This window comes from Mycobacterium sp. C31M, assembly GCF_053345865.1.
The window spans coordinates 75076-92295 of sequence record NZ_JBKFAX010000018.1; the positions used below are offsets into that span (position 1 = coordinate 75076).

At 67.2% G+C, this 17220-nt stretch carries 19 protein-coding genes; 9 read left to right on the top strand and 10 right to left on the bottom strand.

Going from position 1 to position 17220, the window contains the following annotated elements; genetic code table 11:
* Positions 1-80: 80 nt before the first annotated feature.
* The 4 genes from ACLBYA_RS24855 to ACLBYA_RS24870 are packed head-to-tail and all read left to right on the top strand — an operon-like array spanning position 81 to position 3106.
* Entirely contained in the window at positions 81-944 is an 864-nt protein-coding gene (locus ACLBYA_RS24855; RefSeq protein ID WP_447712121.1) for an SDR family oxidoreductase, read from the top strand.
* On the top strand, positions 941-1909 hold the full coding sequence (locus tag ACLBYA_RS24860; protein WP_447712122.1) for an NADPH:quinone oxidoreductase family protein: 969 nt from the start codon (positions 941-943) through the stop codon (positions 1907-1909). Before ACLBYA_RS24855 ends, ACLBYA_RS24860 begins: the two co-directional genes overlap by 4 nt.
* Complete coding sequence (locus tag ACLBYA_RS24865) at positions 1909-2607, top strand: haloacid dehalogenase type II (protein WP_447712123.1); 699 nt, start codon at positions 1909-1911, stop codon at positions 2605-2607. Before ACLBYA_RS24860 ends, ACLBYA_RS24865 begins: the two co-directional genes overlap by 1 nt.
* Positions 2608-2623: 16 nt before the next feature.
* Positions 2624-3106, top strand: coding sequence for a DUF456 domain-containing protein (locus ACLBYA_RS24870; RefSeq protein WP_447712124.1), 483 nt, complete (start codon positions 2624-2626; stop codon positions 3104-3106).
* On the opposite strand, the gene ACLBYA_RS24875 is transcribed toward ACLBYA_RS24870, so the two are convergent.
* Complete coding sequence (locus ACLBYA_RS24875) at positions 3099-3884, bottom strand: tyrosine-protein phosphatase (RefSeq protein WP_447712125.1); 786 nt, start codon at positions 3882-3884, stop codon at positions 3099-3101. The genes ACLBYA_RS24870 and ACLBYA_RS24875 overlap by 8 nt on opposite strands.
* Positions 3885-3889: 5 nt before the next feature.
* Positions 3890-5104 carry an acyl-CoA dehydrogenase family protein gene (locus tag ACLBYA_RS24880; RefSeq protein ID WP_447712173.1) on the bottom strand — a complete coding sequence of 405 codons (1215 nt, stop codon included), beginning with the start codon at positions 5102-5104 and terminating at the stop codon, positions 3890-3892.
* A gap of 100 nt (positions 5105-5204) precedes the next feature.
* Between ACLBYA_RS24880 and ACLBYA_RS24885 the strand changes: the two genes are divergently transcribed.
* Positions 5205-5666 carry a nuclear transport factor 2 family protein gene (locus ACLBYA_RS24885; protein ID WP_447712126.1) on the top strand — a complete coding sequence of 154 codons (462 nt, stop codon included), beginning with the start codon at positions 5205-5207 and terminating at the stop codon, positions 5664-5666.
* Here ACLBYA_RS24885 and ACLBYA_RS24890 read toward each other — a convergent pair.
* From ACLBYA_RS24890 to ACLBYA_RS24900, 3 genes are all read right to left on the bottom strand, one after another.
* On the bottom strand, positions 5590-6843 hold the full coding sequence (locus ACLBYA_RS24890) for an MFS transporter (protein WP_447712127.1): 1254 nt from the start codon (positions 6841-6843) through the stop codon (positions 5590-5592). The genes ACLBYA_RS24885 and ACLBYA_RS24890 overlap by 77 nt on opposite strands.
* A 46-nt stretch (positions 6844-6889) precedes the next feature.
* Positions 6890-7771 (bottom strand): LysR family transcriptional regulator, encoded by an 882-nt coding sequence (locus ACLBYA_RS24895; protein ID WP_447712128.1) that lies wholly within the window; start codon positions 7769-7771, stop codon positions 6890-6892.
* A gap of 89 nt (positions 7772-7860) precedes the next feature.
* Complete coding sequence (locus ACLBYA_RS24900; protein ID WP_447712129.1) at positions 7861-9000, bottom strand: acyl-CoA dehydrogenase family protein; 1140 nt, start codon at positions 8998-9000, stop codon at positions 7861-7863.
* Between the two features lie 86 nt (positions 9001-9086).
* Between ACLBYA_RS24900 and ACLBYA_RS24905 the strand changes: the two genes are divergently transcribed.
* Positions 9087-9671: a TetR/AcrR family transcriptional regulator gene (locus tag ACLBYA_RS24905; protein ID WP_447712130.1), complete on the top strand. Its 585-nt coding sequence runs from the start codon at positions 9087-9089 to the stop codon at positions 9669-9671.
* On the opposite strand, the gene ACLBYA_RS24910 is transcribed toward ACLBYA_RS24905, so the two are convergent.
* The 5 genes from ACLBYA_RS24910 to ACLBYA_RS24930 all read right to left on the bottom strand — a co-directional run bounded on the left by ACLBYA_RS24910 (position 9668) and on the right by ACLBYA_RS24930 (position 15232).
* Positions 9668-10519: an EamA family transporter gene (locus ACLBYA_RS24910; RefSeq protein WP_447712131.1), complete on the bottom strand. Its 852-nt coding sequence runs from the start codon at positions 10517-10519 to the stop codon at positions 9668-9670. The two genes, ACLBYA_RS24905 and ACLBYA_RS24910, sit on opposite strands and share 4 nt — an antisense overlap.
* 79 nt (positions 10520-10598) lie before the next feature.
* The gene (gene pntB / locus ACLBYA_RS24915) at positions 10599-12023 is read right to left on the bottom strand and encodes a Re/Si-specific NAD(P)(+) transhydrogenase subunit beta (RefSeq protein WP_447712132.1); all 1425 of its coding nucleotides are present in this window, start codon (positions 12021-12023) and stop codon (positions 10599-10601) included.
* Positions 12024-12072: 49 nt separating this feature from the next.
* Positions 12073-13596: a Re/Si-specific NAD(P)(+) transhydrogenase subunit alpha gene (locus ACLBYA_RS24920; RefSeq protein WP_447712133.1), complete on the bottom strand. Its 1524-nt coding sequence runs from the start codon at positions 13594-13596 to the stop codon at positions 12073-12075.
* A gap of 139 nt (positions 13597-13735) precedes the next feature.
* Positions 13736-14110, bottom strand: coding sequence for a DUF732 domain-containing protein (locus ACLBYA_RS24925; protein WP_447712134.1), 375 nt, complete (start codon positions 14108-14110; stop codon positions 13736-13738).
* Positions 14111-14212: 102 nt separating this feature from the next.
* Positions 14213-15232 carry a magnesium transporter CorA family protein gene (locus ACLBYA_RS24930; protein WP_447712135.1) on the bottom strand — a complete coding sequence of 340 codons (1020 nt, stop codon included), beginning with the start codon at positions 15230-15232 and terminating at the stop codon, positions 14213-14215.
* Between the two features lie 285 nt (positions 15233-15517).
* Here ACLBYA_RS24930 and ACLBYA_RS24935 point away from each other — a divergent pair, with 285 nt between their 5' ends.
* The 3 genes from ACLBYA_RS24935 (at position 15518) to ACLBYA_RS24945 (ending at position 17087) form a co-directional block, all read left to right on the top strand.
* Positions 15518-15883: a hypothetical protein gene (locus ACLBYA_RS24935; RefSeq protein ID WP_447712136.1), complete on the top strand. Its 366-nt coding sequence runs from the start codon at positions 15518-15520 to the stop codon at positions 15881-15883.
* A gap of 98 nt (positions 15884-15981) precedes the next feature.
* Entirely contained in the window at positions 15982-16422 is a 441-nt protein-coding gene (locus ACLBYA_RS24940; protein WP_447712137.1) for a hypothetical protein, read from the top strand.
* Between the two features lie 50 nt (positions 16423-16472).
* On the top strand, positions 16473-17087 hold the full coding sequence (locus ACLBYA_RS24945) for a DUF3159 domain-containing protein (RefSeq protein WP_447712138.1): 615 nt from the start codon (positions 16473-16475) through the stop codon (positions 17085-17087).
* Positions 17088-17220 lie beyond the last annotated feature (133 nt).

Genomic DNA, 17220 nt, shown 5'->3' on the forward strand with positions numbered 1-17220 from the left:
CCCGAGTGGCTGGCGCTGCGGCACCCGCCGTATACAGATGTGTAAGCACAGGCCGATGTTGACCTTAGGAGAGGAATCCCATGCCCGGAGTACAGGATCGTGTTGTCGTTGTCACCGGAGCCGGTGGCGGGCTCGGTCGTGAGTACGCCCTGACGCTGGCCCGCGAGGGTGCCAGCGTCGTGGTCAACGACCTCGGCGGTGCCCGCGACGGCACCGGCGCCGGGCACAACATGGCCGATCAGGTCGTCGACGAGATCAAGGCCGCCGGCGGCCGTGCAGTGGCGAACTACGACAGCGTCGCCGAGTCCGAGGGCGCCGAGAACATCATCAAGACCGCCATCGACGAGTTCGGCAAGGTCGACGGCGTGGTCAGCAACGCGGGCATCCTACGCGACGGCACCTTCCACAAGATGACCTACGAAGCCTGGGACGCCGTGCTCAAGGTGCACCTCTACGGCGGGTACAACGTCATCCGCGCGGCCTGGCCGCACTTCCGCGACCAGAGCTTCGGCCGGGTCGTGGTGGCCACCTCCACCAGCGGTCTGTTCGGCAACTTCGGCCAGGCCAACTACGGTGCCGCCAAGCTCGGCCTGGTCGGCCTGATCAACACGCTGGCCCAGGAGGGCGCCAAGTACAACATCAAGACCAACGCCGTGGCCCCCATCGCGGCGACCCGGATGACCCAGGACATCCTGCCCCCGGAGGTCTTCGAGAAGCTCACCCCCGAGTACGTCGCGCCGGTGGTGGCCTACCTGATGACCGAGGAACTGCCGGATACCGACTCGGTGTTCATCGTCGGCGGCGGCAAGGTGCAGCGCACCGCGCTGTTCCAGAACGACGGCATCACCTTCACCGACGTTCCCTCGGTCGACGACATCGCCGCCAAGTGGGGCGAGATCACCGATCTGTCGGCAGCCCAGCAGGCCAGCTTCAAGCTCGGATGAAAGCGCTTGTCGCCCAGACCCTGACGGGCCCGGCGGGCCTGGTCTACACCGATGTTAACGATATAGCCGAGCCTGCCGGTAATGCGGTCGTCGTCGACGTCGGTGCGGCCGGGGTGTGTTTCCCTGACCTGCTGCTGACCAAGGGTGAGTATCAGCTGCGGCTGGAGCCGCCGTTCATCCCCGGCCTGGAGGTGGCCGGCACCGTGCGGTCCGCGCCGGCCGACTCGGGTTTCGCTGTGGGTCAGCGGGTTTCCGGGTTCACCATGATCGGCGGCTACGCCGAACAGGTTGCGGTGGCGACGGATTCGCTGCTGCCCACGCCCGATGGCATCGACGACGGGTCGGCGGTGTGCCTCCTGGGCAACTACACCACCATGTATTTCGCCCTGCACCGGCGCGGTGCGCTGCGTGCCGGTGAGACGGTGCTGGTGCTCGGCTCGGCCGGCGGCATCGGGGTGGCCAGCATCCAGATCGCAAAGGCCCTCGGCGCCAAGGTGATTGCCATGGTGCATCGGCCTGACGCGATGGACTTCGTGTCCGGGCTCGGTGCCGATGTGGTGCTGCCGCTCGCCGACGGCTGGCGCCAAGCCGTGCAGGAGGCCACCGGTGGCCGCGGAGTCGACATGGTCGTGGACCCGGTCGGCGGCGATCCGTTCGACGACGCCATCCGGGTGCTGGCGCCCGAGGGTCGGCTGCTGGTCATCGGATTCGCCGCCGGCGGCATCCCCAGCGTCAAGGTCAACCGGTTGCTGCTGCGCAATGTCAGCGTCGTCGGCGTGGGTTGGGGTGAGTTCGCCCGGGTGACACCGGGTGCCGGTGCCGAGATGGCGGCGGGTCTGGCCGAATTGGTCGGGGCGGGCCTGCGTCCGCCGCCGCCGGTGCGCTACCCGCTCGCCGAGGGCGCCGCGGCGCTGCAGGCCCTGGCCGACGGCAAGATTCACGGAAAGCTCGTCCTGGAGCCGTAGTGGACGGCCCCCGCGCACTGGCCTTCGACGTGTTCGGCACGGTGGTGGACTGGCGGTCCAGCATCATCGCCGATCTGCAGTCCTTCGGCAACCGCTCTGGGCTGCAACGGGATTGGGTGTCGTTCGCCGATGCGTGGCGAGCCGGCTATGCCCCGGCCATGGATAGGGTCCGCCGCGGCGAGCTGCCCTGGACCCGCATTGACGATCTGCACCGCGAGATCCTGGTCGGTCTGCTCGGCGAGGTCCCGTGCGACGAGCGGGATATCGACGAGCTGAACCGGGCCTGGCACCGGCTGATGCCCTGGCCGGATTCGGTCGCCGGACTTCACCGGCTCAAACAGCGCTTCGTGATCACCACGCTGTCCAACGGCAACGTATCGCTACTGACGAACATGGCCAAGAATGCCGGATTGCCCTGGGATTGTGTCATCTCCGCCGAGCTGTTCGGCCACTACAAACCCGACCCGCAGGCCTATCTGGGCTGTGCGCGCCTGCTCGACGTCGCCCCGCATGAGCTGATGCTGGTGGCGACCCACCCCAGCGATCTGCGGGCCGCGCGGGTGTGTGGGCTGCGCACCGGGTATGTGGTGCGACCGCTGGAACACGGTCCGGGTCATCCGCTCCCGCACACCGATGACGGCGAGTTCGACGTCGTCGCGCAGGATTTCATCGACCTGGCCCGACAGCTGGGCGCATAGACCGTAGATTTGCATCGTGAGCACCTTGGGCATCGTCCTGGTCGCGCTGGCCATCGCGGTCGGGCTGGCCGGCATCATCGTGCCGATCCTGCCCGGCGGTCTCCTGGTCATCGCGGCGATCGGGGTATGGGCCTACGTCGAGGCGTCGACGACGTCGTGGGTGACGTTCGGCATCGCGGCGGCGCTGTTCGTGGCGGCCGAGTTGATCAAGTACACCTGGCCGGTGGCGCGGATGCGCCGTGCCGACGTGCGCACCTCGGTGCTGGTGATCGGGGCGATCGCCGGTGTCGTCGGCTTCTTTGTCATCCCTGTCATCGGACTGCTGATCGGATTCGTGGCGGGGGTGTTCGCCGCCGAACTGTCGCTGCGCCGCGATCCGACCCGGGCCTGGGTGTCGACGGTGCACGCGCTCAAGGGGGTCGCGCTGTCGGTCGGTGTGGAGTTGACCGGGGCGCTGCTGGCGACCGTCACATGGGTGATCGGGGTGCTGGTCAGTTAGTCAGCTGAGCCCGCAACCGCGCCCGTTCGTCGTCACGCACCCCGGACGCCTGGAGGAATCCAGTGGGCGAACCGTAGATCTCGTCGACCTTGCGCCAGGCGGCGTCGAGGTACTCCTCGCGGACACCCAGCACGGCATCGGTCAGTCGGGCCTCGGCGAAGGTCAGCACCTCCGGAGTCTCACCCGCCTTGGCCTTGACCGACTCCATGATGCTCATCCGTAGCGGGTCGATCGCGTCATTGCTGCGCAGGAAGTCCGTCACGATCGCCTCGCGGGACACCCCTACGGCCTCCAGCACCGTGGCCACCGTGAAGCCGGTCCGGTCCTTGCCCGCGAAGCAGTGCGCGATCACGGGCCGGCCGTCGGCCAGCAGCGAGATGACCTGACGCACCGCGACCTGAGCCCCGGTCAGCGCCGGGAACTCCTCGTACACCTCGGTCATGTACCGGCGGGCGGACTCGGTGACGTCCTCACCATCGGGCGATTCCGACATGACCCGCTGAAAGGTCGCCTCGTGCGGGGCATCCTGCGCGGAGTCGTCCTCGAAGTGGAATGGCAAGTGGTGCAATGCCACCCCGGCGGGCACCTGCCCGGGCCCGCGGCGCTCAAGCTCCCGCCGGGACCGCAGATCGGCGACATCGTTGATGCCGAGGCTGAGCAGCGCCGCGCCACCCTCATCGGTGAGACGGCTCAGTTCGCTGGACCTGAACAGCAGCCCGGGCCGGATGCCGGTGGATTCGGCGACATCACGAAAGTTCCAGGCTCCAGTCAGTTCCACGTTCTCTACTGTGTCACAGCCGCAGCGAAGGCCGATTTCTCCCTGCCCAGTTCGGCGCGGGCGATGGTGCGCATGTGCACCTCGTCGGGCCCGTCGAACAGGCGCATCGCGCGGTGCCAGCCGTAGAGCCGGGCCAGCGGGAAGTCATCTGACACCCCGGCCCCGCCGTGCACCTGGATGGCGCGGTCGATGACATCGCAGGCGATCTGCGGGGCGACGGACTTGATCTGGGAGACCAAGACGTGGGCGGCCTTGTTGCCCTCCTTGTCGATGGTCCAGGCGGCTTTCTCACACAGCAGCCGTGCCTGGTCGATCTGGTTGCGGGACTTGGCGATCTGCTCACGCACCACACCCTGCTCGGCCAACGGCTTACCGAACGCGATGCGGGTCTGCACCCGGTCGATCATCAACGCCAACGCGCGCTCGGCGGCGCCAAGGGCGCGCATGCAGTGATGGATCCGACCCGGGCCGAGGCGGGCCTGAGCGATCGCGAAGCCCGAGCCCTCCTCGTGTAGCAGGTTCTCCGCGGGCACCCGGACGTTGTCGAACACGATCTCGCAGTGCCCGTGCTGGTCCTGCCACCCGAACACCGGCAGCGAGCGCTGGATGTCCACGCCGAGGGTGTCGGCGGGCACCAGGATCATCGACTGCTGGGCATGACTGGCGGCGTCGGGATTGGTGCGGCCCATCACGATGAGCAGCTTGCAGCGCGGATCAGCCGCTCCGGTGATCCACCACTTACGGCCGTTGATGACGTAGTCGCCGCCGTCACGCAGCATGGTGGTCTCGATATTGCGGGCATCGCTGGAGGCCACCGCGGGCTCGGTCATCGCGAATGCGCTGCGGATCTCGCCGGCCAACAGCGGTTCGAGCCACTGCTTGCGCTGCGCCTCGGTGGCGAACAGATGCAGCGTTTCCATGTTCCCGGTGTCCGGGGCCGCGCAGTTGACCACCTCGGGGGCGATCTCCATGCTCCAGCCGGTCAGCTCGGCCAGGGAAGCGTAGTCCAGGTTGGTCAGACCGGATTCCGAGGGCAGGAACAGATTCCACAGTCCCGCGGCCTTCGCCTTGACCTTCAGCTCCTCGACCACCGGCGGCACCGTGTGATCCTTCGGGCCCTTCTCCTCGCGATAGGCGTGGTAGGTCTCCTCGGCCGGGAACACGTTCTGGACCATGAAGTCGGAGAGACGCTTGTGGTAATCAGCGGCTTTGGCCGACATCGCGAAGTCCATGGCCGCCACGATATGCCACTAGGTTAGATAAGTGGAAGCCCGGGCGGGTCGGGGACTATCACGACGGCCGGATGCGTCAGTATCAGTCATGAGCCAGCCACGTCCGCCGCTGCCACCGTTCACCCGCGAGACCGCCGCGGTCAAGGTGCAGGCCGCCGAGGACGCCTGGAACACCCGCGACCCGCACCGGGTGAGCTTGGCCTACACGCCCGGTTCGGTATGGCGTAACCGTGACCAGCATGTGGTCGGTCGCGATCAGATCGTCGAGTTCTTGACCGCCAAATGGGAGCGGGAGCAGGATTATGTGCTGCGCAAGGGGCTGTGGTCGTTCGCCGATGATCGGATCGCGGTGCGATTCCAATACGAGTGGCATGACGCCGCCGGGCAGTGGTTCCGCAGTTACGGCAACGAGCTGTGGGAGTTCGACGCGGACGGTCTGATGGCACGCCGTGAGGCGAGCATCAACGATGTCGCTATCGAGGAGGCGCAGCGGCGGTTCTTCGGCCCCCGGACCGAGGCCGATCGCGGCAGGGATTTCCCAGTGTGGTGAGCGCCAGGCCGCCGGCCAGTACCGCCAGTGCGATGACGAGACCGGCCACCGCCGTCCACCCCGCGGCGTCGAATGCGACCCCGCCGAACCAGCCGACGGCACTGGACCCGGCGTAGTAGAACAGGTTGTAGAGCGCGGACGACTGGGCCTTGTTGGGGCCGGCACTCGCCCCGACCCACCCGGAGGCGATGGCATGCGCGCCGAAGAAACCGGCCGTGGTGATCAGCAATCCGAGCAGCACCACCACGATCTGCGCGCTCGCGGTCAACACGGTGCCGATGATCATGGTGGTGATCGAGGCCAGCAGCACCGGTTTGCGGCCGAACCGGCCGGCCTCGGCACCGGCCCGCGCCGAAGCCCAGGTGCCGGCGAGATAAGCCAGAAAGACCAGGCTGACCGCGGTCTGCGGTAGGTCGAAGGGCGCGGCGGCCAACCGGAAGCCCAGGAAGTTGTAGATCGCCACGAAACCCCCCATCAGCAGGAAACCCTGGCTGTAGAGCACCACCTGACGGGGTGAACGCAGGTTCTCCAGCAGCCGCCGACCCAGGCCGCTGATCCGGGTGGGTCGGAACCCGCGGGCCGGTGGGGCCAGCTTGACGAAGGCGAAGGCGGACAGCCCGCACAGCACCGCGACGGTCACCACACCGACGCGCCAGCCGGCGAACTCGGCGACCGGGCCGGTGACCAGTCGACCCGTCAGACCGCCGATTGTGCTGCCCGCCACATAACTTCCCGCTGCGTATGCTGCGTGCCCGGCGTCGATCTCCTCAGACAGGTAGGCGATCGCGATGGCGGGAACACCGCCCAGCATCAGCCCCTCCAGGAGGCGTCCGGCCAACAACAGTTCCGATGACGGGGCCAAGGGAACCAGCAAGCCCAGAAACGTTGCGGCCGTGATGGATAACGTCATCGCCTGGACCCGGCCGATCCGGTCGGCCAGGGCTGCCCAGGGGATGACGCCGATCGCCAGGCCGACGGTGGCCGCGGACACCAGCAGTGCCGCGTGCGCGGCGCCGGTGCCCAGATCGTCGGCGATCATCGGCAACACGGCCTGCGGGGAATACAGCTGGGCGAATGTCGCGACACCGCCGAAGAACAACGCGGCCAGCAGGCGGCGGTAGTCGGTCGAGCCACGCGAATGTCCCTGCCAATCGGCGGGATTCAGGGGCGTGGTCACTCGGTCGAGATTATGACTACCCTAAAGATGTGTCCAATGCATGGAACTAGGTGAGCTCATGCAGATTCTGCATGATGAAATCGGCCAGCCGGGCAGCCGCCGGTGGCAGCTCACGATCTGGATGCCAGGTGAGACCGAGCTGACGTTTGGCGGTCGGCTCGCTCAGTGGAATGTAGGACACACCGGTGTCGGCCCGATCGGCATGCGGCACCGGCACCACGGCCACACCGAAACCTGCGGCCACCAGGCCCTCGACCGTGGGGATCTCCATGGCCTCGAAGACCACCGCAGGGTTGATGCCGGCCTCGACGCACAGCTCATCGGTCAATTGGCGCAGCCCGAAACCGGACCGCAGCCCGACGAACGGCTCGTCGCCCGCATCCGCGAGCCGAAGGCGGCTGCGGTGGGCGAAGCGATGATCGCGCGGAACCGCCAGGCAGAGGCGTTCGACGTAAAGCACCCGCCACGGGTAACCCGCGGGCCGGGGTGAGGTGATCGCGAGGTCCATGTGCCCGCTGGCGATGCGATCGAGGATGTCGACGGTCGCGCCCTGGAACAGTTCGAACTGCACTTGCGGAACCTCGGCCCGGAACCGGCGCAGCAGGTCGGGGACGAATCCGCCGGCTTGCGAGTGCAGGAAGGCCAGCCGCACGGTGCCGGTGTCCGGGTCGCGCAGTGCGGCGATCCGTTCGGTGGCCCTGGCGATCTCGTCGATGCTGCGCCGAGCGTGTTCGAGCAGGATGGCGCCGTAGCTGTTGAGCTGCAGACGGCGGTTGACGCGGTCGAACAGCGGTGCGCCGACGCGGGCTTCCAACCGGCTCAGGGCCCGCGACAGGGTCGGCTGAATGATGCCAAGCTCGGCTGCGGCGTCGGTGACGTGTTCTGTCTCGGCCAGGACGACGAACCAGTGCAGCTCGTCGAGGTCCATGCGCCGAGTCTAAGTGGGCTGCCGTGCCGAATCTGAGCTTGATGGCGACATTCAGCGCGTGGATTTCGCCATCAACTTCAGGCTGGTGGTTACTCGGTCAGTCCGCGTGCGATGACCAACTTTTGAATCTGGTTGGTGCCTTCGAATATCTGCGTGATCTTCGCCTCGCGCATGTACCGCTCGACCCGGAAGTCGCGGGTGTAGCCGGCGCCACCGAGTACCTGCACCGCATCGGTGGTGACCTTCATGGCGGCATCGGTGGCCACCAGCTTGGCCACCGATGCCTGGCTGGAATACGGCAGTCCCAGGTCGCGCCGGCGTGCGGCATCCAGATAGGTGGCCCGCGCGCTGACCACGGCGGCGGCCATATCGGCCAACACGAAACCGAGCCCCTGGTGGTCGATGATCTTGCGGCCGAATGTCGTTCGCTCATTTGCGTATCGCACCGCCTCGTCGAGTGCGGCCTGCGCGATACCCACCGCGACCGCGGCGATGCCGAGCCGGCCGGAATCCAGCGCCGAGAAGGCGATCGACAGGCCCTGTCCCTCAGCGCCGATCAGCCGGTCGGCGTCGATGCGGGCGTTGTCGTAGAACGCCGCGGTGGTCGGCACCGCATGCAGACCCATCTTCTCCTCGGGCTTACCGAAGCTCAACCCGTCCAGACCGCCGGGCACCAGGAAGCAACTGATTCCCTTTGACCCTTCACCGGTACGCGCGAAAAGCGTGTAGAAATCCGCGACCCCGCCGTGGGTGATCCAGGCCTTGGATCCGTTGAGCAGGTAGCCGTCCCCGTCACGGACCGCGGCGCAGCGCAGCGCCGCGGCATCGGATCCGGCTTGGGGCTCGGACAGGCTGTAGGCCCCGATCTGCTCGCCGGAGAGCATGTCGGGTAGCCAGCGTGCCTTCTGCTCGTCGGTGCCGAACGCCAACAGCGGGTGCGACGAGAGGCTGTGCACGCTGACCGCGACGGCGACCGCGGCCCAGCGGGCGGCGAGTTCCTCGAGCACCTGCAGGTACACCTCGAACGGCTGTCCGCCGCCACCCCATTCCTCGGACTGCGGCAGGCTCAGAAGCCCCGCCGCACCCAACTTCGCGAAGACGCCCTCGGGGTAGGTCTCGGTTTTCTCGTGCTGATCGACGATCGGATCGAGCACCTTGTCGGCGACGTCACGGGCCAGCGCGATGAGCTCACGAGACTCTTCGGTGGGCAGGAGGCGGTCGACGGCCATGACAATCGCCTTTCAAAGTAGTACTGGGGACTCATTCAGAGTACTAGAAAATAGTACTGTGGCGTCCTCTGGAGTACCATCAGGTCATGTCGCAACCGCCCGGCGAGGGTTTCGGGACGCGTCGGCGCACTCGGATCTTCGACGATCTACTGGCACTATTCCTGGCCGAGGGATTCAGCCACCTGACCCTCGACGAGATCGCCGGCCGGCTGCATTGTTCGAAATCGACGCTCTACACGCTGGCCACCAGCAAGGACGAACTGGTGCGCCGGGTGACGGTGCATTTCTTCAAGAACGCCACGGGCGAGGTCGAAGCGGCGCTGGCGCGCACCGAGTCCGCACCCGAGAGCGTCGCGGCGTATCTGGCCGCCGTCGGCGAGGCACTGGGGGTTGCGTCCGACGTCTTCATGGCGGACCTGAACGTGTTCGCGCCGGCGCGCGAGGTCTACGAGGCCAACACCCGCGCGGCGGCCTTGCGGGTGCGCCGGCTGATCGAGCAGGGTGTCGAGGACGGCGTCTTCCGCGACGTGCACGCCTCGTTCGCCGCCGATCTGATCGCCGCGATGATGGTGCGCATCCAACAGCGCGGTGTCCGCGAGGCGACGGGCCTGAGCGACGCGGCCGCCTACGGCGAGCTGGCCACCCTGCTGACCTTCGGGCTGCGGGCCTAATCGCGCGCCGACACGACCAGCGCCGCGACCACCAGCGTTATGCCGAGCACCTCGGTCAGCGTCGGCCGCTGCAGCAGGACCACCGCGCCGACAACCGCGGCGGTAACCGGCAGCAACGCCAACAGCAGCGCGAACCGGGCGCGCCCGATCCGGGTGAGCACCACCTGATCGAGGGCATAGGGCAGCGCGGTGGACAGGATGCCGACTCCGAGGCCGAGTAACCAGGTGTGCGCCGAGGCGAACACCGCCGGATCGGCGATCAGCTGTCCGGCCAGCAGTGGCGCGGCGAGGAGTCCGGCGGCCGCCGCCATGCCGACGGCCAGTGAGTCCAGGCCCGCGCCGGCGTCGGCGACCCGCTTACCCAGCAGGATGTACCCGGCCCACATCGCAGCGGCCAACAGGGCGAACCCGATACCGACCGGATCGATATCCGGCGCCACCCCGGCCAGCAGCACCACCCCGGCCGCGACCAGGGCCACCGCCAACAGGTCCCGTGCGCGTCGCGATCCCGCCGCCGCGACGGCGACCGGACCGAGGAACTCGATGGCCACGGCGGTACCGAGCGGTATCCGTGCGATCGACTCGAAGAACGCGACGTTCATCGCCACGGTGACCACGCCGAACGCGGCCGCCACCGCGATACCGCGTCGCGTCCATGTGACCCGCCACGGTCGCCGCCACAGCACCAGCACCAAACCAGCTACGGCACAACGCAACCAGGCCACCGAGGTGGGATCGGTCGTGTCGAACAGGAAGACGCCCAGCGCGGCACCCAGATACTGCGAGATCGCGCCGGCGATGAAGAACATCGGCACCGACCACATCGGAACGCTGGACCTCGCACGCACGCCGAGACCCTATGCGTAAAAACGACGAGGCGGTCGCCCCGGGTGACCCGGTGGCGACCGCCTCGGAGGTCCGGCAGGGTTATAGGGCGGCGTTGATGGCGTCGACGCGGTCTTTGGCGTCGCCGAACAGCATCTGGGTGTTCTCCCGGAAGAACAGCGGGTTCTGCACACCCGCGTAGCCCGAGGCCATAGAGCGCTTGAACACGATGACATTGTCTGCGTTCCACACCGTGAGCACCGGCATGCCGGCGATCGGTGAGCCCGGGTCTTCGGAGGCGGCCGGGTTGACGGTGTCGTTGGCGCCGATGACGAGCACGACGGTGGTGCCGTCGAAATCGTCGTTGATCTCGTCCATTTCGAGCACGATGTCGTATGGCACCTTGGCCTCGGCGAGCAGCACGTTCATGTGCCCGGGCAGCCGTCCGGCGACGGGGTGGATACCGAAGCGCACCTCGACGCCACGTTCGCGCAGTTTGCGGGTCAGGTCGGCGACCCCGTACTGGGCCTGGGCCACGGCCATGCCGTAGCCCGGGGTGATGATCACCGAGGAGGCCGAGCCGAGCAGTTCGGCCGCGGCGTCGGCGGTGATCTCGCGGTGCTCGCCGTAGTCGACGGAATCCTTGCCCGAGGCTGCTTCCATACCGAAACCGCCGGCGATGACGGAGATGAACGAGCGGTTCATCGCCTTGCACATGATGTAGGACAGGAACGCACCGGAGGAGCCGACCAAAGCTCCGGTGATGATCAGCAGGTCATTTCCGAGCAGGAAGCCCGACGCGGCCGCGGCCCAACCGGAGTAGCTGTTGAGCATCGACACCACCACCGGCATATCGCCACCGCCGATGGAGGCGACCAGATGCCAGCCCAGCAGCAGCGCCAGCACGGTGACCACGATCAGCAGCCACAGCGCCGGGGTGATGACGAACCATACGGTCAGCGCGATGAAGACGACCAGGGCACCGACGTTGAGGAAGTTCTTGCCGGGCAGCATCATCGGCGAACTCTTCATCCGCGCCGAGAGCTTGAGGTTGGCCACGATCGATCCGGTGAAGGTGACCGCGCCGATGAACACACCGATGAACACCTCGGCGGAGTGGATACCGAGCATGCCCTCGGCGGCCATCGCCAGGGTGTCCGCGCCGTCGGGGTGGGCCTCGATGTGCAGGTAGCCGTTCCAGCCGACAAGCACCGCGGCCAGACCGACGAAGCTGTGCAGCAACGCGATCAGTTCAGGCATGCCGGTCATCTCGACGACCTTGGCGCGCCACAGGCCGATCGCCGCACCGACGGCCATCGCGGCGACCAGCAGTCCCAGGCCCAGTGGTTCGATCTCGCGGCCGATGGCCAGCACCACGGTCGCGATCAGCGCGACCGCCATCCCGGCGATGCCGAAGGTGTTACCGGCGCGCGAGGTTTCGTGTTTGGACAGGCCGGCCAGCGCGAGGATGAACAGCAGCGCCGCGACCACATACGCAGCGGTCGCCGCGGTTTCCAGTGAAAGCATGAAGGGATCCGTTCTCAGGAAGTGGACCAGAAAAGGGGAGTCGGGTGCGTCAGCTGCGCGAGAACATCGCGAGCATGCGGCGGGTCACGGCGAAACCGCCGAAGACGTTGATGGAAGCCAACAGGATCGCCACGGTGGCCAGCACCGTGATCGCCAGATCGCCGGTGCCGATCTGCAGCAGCGCACCGACGACGATGATTCCCGAGATCGCGTTGGTCACCGACATCAGCGGCGTGTGCAACGCGTGGTGCACACCGCTGATCACGTAGTAGCCGATCACGATCGCCAGCGCGAACACCACCAGGTGCACCTGCAGTGCAGCCGGCGAGATCGCGATCAATGCGAACAGCGCGGCTGCGGCACCGAACGCGATGCCCAACCGGCGCTGGGTCGACATGGGTGGCTTGGGAGCCGGCTTCTCGACCGGGGCCGCCTTGGCGGCCGCGGGGGCGGCCGAGACCTGCACCGGCGGCGGCGGCCAGGTGGTCTCGCCGTCGCGCACCACCGTCACCGAACGCTGCACCACGTCATCCCAGTCGAGGGTGAGCTGGCCGTCCTTCTCGGGGGTGACCAGCTTGAGCAGGTTGACCAGATTGGTGCCATAGAGCTGGGACGCGGTGGCGGGCAGCCGACCGGCCAGATCGGTGTAGCCGATGATCGTCACACCGTTGTCGGTGAGGATCTCCTGGTCCTTCACGGTGCCCTCGACGTTGCCGCCGTTGGAGGCGGCCATGTCCACGATGACGCTGCCCGGCTTCATCGCGGCCACCATGTCGGCGGTGATGATGCGCGGTGCGGGCCGGCCCGGAATGAGCGCGGTGGTGATGATGATGTCGACGTCGCGGGCCAGCTCGGCGTACAACTCGGCTTCGCGGGCCTTGTAGTCGTCGCCCATTTCCTTGGCGTAGCCGGTGGCCGAGACCTCGCCGGCGTTCGGGTCGACCGAGACGTACTCCCCACCGAGCGACTTGACCTGGTCGGCGACCTCAGGGCGGGGGTCGGTGGCCTTGACGATCGCGCCCAGGGAACCGGCAGCGCCGATGGCGGCCAGCCCGGCGACTCCGGCGCCGACGACGAGGACCTTGGCCGGGGGCACCTTGCCCGCGGCGGTGACCTGGCCGGTGAAGAACCGGCCGAAGGCATGTGCGGCTTCGACGACGGCGCGGTAACCGGCGATGTTGGCCATCGAGGAGAGCACGTCCAGCGACTGGGCCCGCGAGATGCGCGGCACCGCGTCCATCGCCAGCACCGTGATGGGACGGGTCGACAGCTTCTCGACCAGTTCGGGCTTGAGTGCCGGGGAGATCAGTGAGACCAGCGTGGCGCCGTCCTTGATGGCGGCGATTTCGGTGTCATCAGGGGCGTTGACCTTGAGCACCACATCGGCACCCCAGGGGGAGCCGACCTCGGCGCCGGCCTCTACGTAGGCGGCGTCCGAAAAGCTGGAAGCTACGCCGGCGCCGGACTCGACGACAACGGAATAACCCAGTTTGATGATTTGCCCGACGGTCGCCGGCGTGGCCGCAACCCGCGTCTCACCCGCGTAAGTTTCGCGCGGAATCCCGATGATCATCGGAAGAGTCTCGCATCTGTCCTCGCACAATGCGCGTGCCCCTATGGCGGTGAGCGGTCTGCTTACCGCGCTCAACGTCGAGAAACGCACGAGATTCGGTTGAATCTCGTGCGCCAGGTCACATCTCGACGGGTGTCAATCAGGCGATGACCTGGTCGAAGTACAGCGGGCAGTAGGCCGACGACGCCTCGACGACGATGGTGGCGGCCTGGTGCGCGGACAGATCGCTGTTGCTCATGATCTCGACGCTGATGTCGGTTCCGTCGCGGCCGGCGGCCAGGTAGTCGCACACCAGCAGTGCGTCGTCGATGGCGTCGAAGTCGCTGGGGTAGGAGATGCCCTCGGCGTAGACGTTGGTGAGGTAGATGTCGTCGACGTTGGCGAGCGCCGGGGCGAGCGGAGCGACGGGAAAAGCTGATGCGGTCCCGGCGGTGGTCATGGCTGCCAGGCCCAGGGCGCCCGCGGCGACGGTGGCGGCGGCGAACTTGGCGGCGATCCTGGTGGTGTCGAACATTTCCTGCTCCCGAATGACTGTGGTCCGTTCTCGCTTCCTGCGAGCTGGGAACAGCATCGGGGGACGCGCTTGGCGGATTCTTGACGAACTCTTGAAGCCCGTTCACAACCAGTCGCGGCGCCGGAACATGATGTAAAGGATGGTCACCAGCACCACGATCAGGGCGGTACTGGTGAGGAATCCGACGGTGGTCTCGATACCCGGGTACCGCACGTTCTGCCCGTAGAAGCCGGTGATGGCGGTTGGCACCGCGATGATGGCCGCCCAACTGGTCAGCTTCTTCATCACGGTGTTCAGTCGGGCGTCCTGCAGCGAAAGGTTCGTCTCGAAAACCGTCGTCACCATGTCGCGCAACGATTCCGTCCACTCCGAGGCACGCAGCACGTGGTCGTAGAGATCGGCATAGAGCGGATCCAGTTCCGGCGAGGTTTTCGCGTCGAGGCGGCGGTGCTGGATGGCGCCGACCACCTCACGCATCGGCAGGACCACCCGGCGCAGCTCAACGAGTTCCTTACGCAAACGAAATGTTCTGCGCTGCAACCCCTTACGCGGACCTCGGTCATCGAACAGCTCGTCTTCGAGATCCTCGATTCCGTCATCGAGGGTCTGCACCGCGTCGAAGTGTCCGTCGACGACGACGTCGAGCAGGGCATGCACCAGAGCGCCGACCCCGTATTGCTGGCCGCCGAGTTCGTCGAAACGCTCCGAGACGGTACCGATGTCGAAATGTGTGCCGTTCTGCACGCTGCTCACCGATGGCAGGCGCACGGTGATCAGCCCGCGCGGTAACACGAATCCCGAGATGCGGTGCTTCACCAGCGTCGAGGCAAGGTCGTCCTCGACGGCGTCACCGAGGACGTCGACGGCGTACACGGCGAAGAAGGTGTGCGTGCGGTAGACCGTGGCCTTAGTGCGTTCCATCGGCGCGACGGCGTCCTCGACGGCCCAGATGTCGAGGTGCAGTTCGGCGGCGAGTGCGGCCAGTGCCTCGTGGTCGGGGTCGTAGATATCGGCCCATACCAGCTGATCCGCCGAGGCCAGACAGTCCGAGATCGCCTCGAAGGTGAACTGTTCATCGCACGGTTCGCCGCCCCGCCACAACCGGCCCTGCACTTTGGTCACCTCGCCATCAAACACCTGCCGGACCGGCTTTCAGGGAATGGACAGGAAAGCCCCACATAATCGGGCGCACACCCCGATAAAGGAGTGAGATGTCCGATATCGAAACCGTCGTGGTCATCATCGCGGCGCTGATTGCCGTGGCGGTGGTCGTGACCTTGATCGCCACCGCACCCAAGGGTCGGAACAGGCGCCGCTGACCCGACCCGGTCTCGGTTCCGCAGCGAACGCATATCGACATGGGATGACATATCCCGTTGGCGGTGTGGCGGTCCCACCATGGTCTCCATGTCCTCTTTGGAGTTGGTGATCGAACGCGGGCAGGCGCGTTGCCCCTACTGCGTGGCCACGGCCGAATACCGCTTCATCGAGCGGGAACGCAACCTCATCCGCTACGAGGTGCACTGCCACCGTTGCGACGGGCGCTACCGGGAAAAGCTCGGTGTCGCCGTGCCGAATCTGCCCGTGCCGGCCGAACCGTGGCTGCCCGCCGAGCAGGTGGCGGCCGTCCCGGTCGGCGAGCGGTTGCGCGCGGCCCTCGTTGCCGGCCGCGACCGGACCGTCGCACTGGCCGGGACTGCGGCCGTCGCGATCAAGGCGCTGGAGGCGCCGCCCTGGCTGACCGGTGTGCTTGCGCGCGCGCAACGCCCCTGAACACAACGCCCCTGAGTTTGGGCTCGGCGAGCGGTGGGAATGCCCGTAATTAGCGGGCGCGTCGATTAGGGCGGTGCCCATCACCCCAAGGAGCCGAGATGTCCGACAGCAATACCCTCTGGATCATCATCGCGGCGGTGGTCGCCGTCATCGCGGTGGTCGGCCTGGCGCTGCTCGCCCGCAACAAGCGTCTGCACAGCCAACGCGAGGAGGCGAACCGGCTGCGCACCGAACTCGATTCCGAACGTGAGCAGGTGGCCAAACGGCAGGCGCTGGCCGACGAGACCGATGCCCGGGCGCGGGCCGCTGCTGCCGAAGCGGAGGCCAAGGCCGCCGAGGCTCGCCGATTGGCCGACCGGGCGTCCTCGCATCAGGAGACCGTGGCGGCCCATCTCGATGATCTCGACGAGCGGCGCAAGCACATCGACCGCCTCGACCCGGACGTGAAGACCGGTAAGCGCGCCGATGCCGACCGCGCCGTCGACGATCTGCCCGACCGTCAGGTCATCGCCGAGGATCCGCGCCGCGCGCACCGCTGAGACCTGCGGTTTCGCGACCGCCACCCCGTATATCGGTACGCTCGGCGGGCATGACGGACGCTCCGCTGGACGGACTGCTGGCACGCGCGGGCGGCGTCCGCGGCCTCATCTATTCGGGTCTTCCGGTCAGCGTCTACGCGGTGACCGCGGCGGTTGCCGGACGGATCCCGGCGGTGACCGCCGCGGTGAGCATCGCCGCCCTCGTCCTGCTCTGGCAGCTGGTACGCCGGGAGTCGCTGCGCCCGGCGCTGTGGGGATTCGTCGGCGTCGCGGCCTGCGCCGGGTTGGCGTTGCTCACCGGTGAGGCCAAGGACTTCTATCTGCCCGGTATCTGGATCGCCTTCATCGTCGCGACCGTGCTGACCGCCTCGATCCTGATCCGGCGACCGCTGGTCGGAGTCGTGTGGGCCTGGGTCACCGGGCGCGACGGCTCGTGGCGCCGGACCCCGCGGGTGCGGTTGGCCTTCGATCTGGTCACCGCGGTGATGGCCACGGTGTCCTGGTCGCGGTTCCTGGTGCAGAACCACCTCTACGGCAGCGACCAGGACGAACTGCTCGCGGTGGCCCGGTTGGCCATGGGCTGGCCGCTGTTCCTGGTCACCTCGACAGCCCTGGTGCTGGCCATCAGATACGCGATCAAAGCACTGCCGCGTGCCGCCGCTTAAAACTCACCCCGATTCCAGACCTTCACCGAACACCCGCGTCCCGGTAGCAATACGCGGGTGAACAAGACGCGGTCCGCCGACCCCTGCTGTTGCTGCTGAACTCGTCCGTTCAGTCCCTTACCAGCAACAGAAA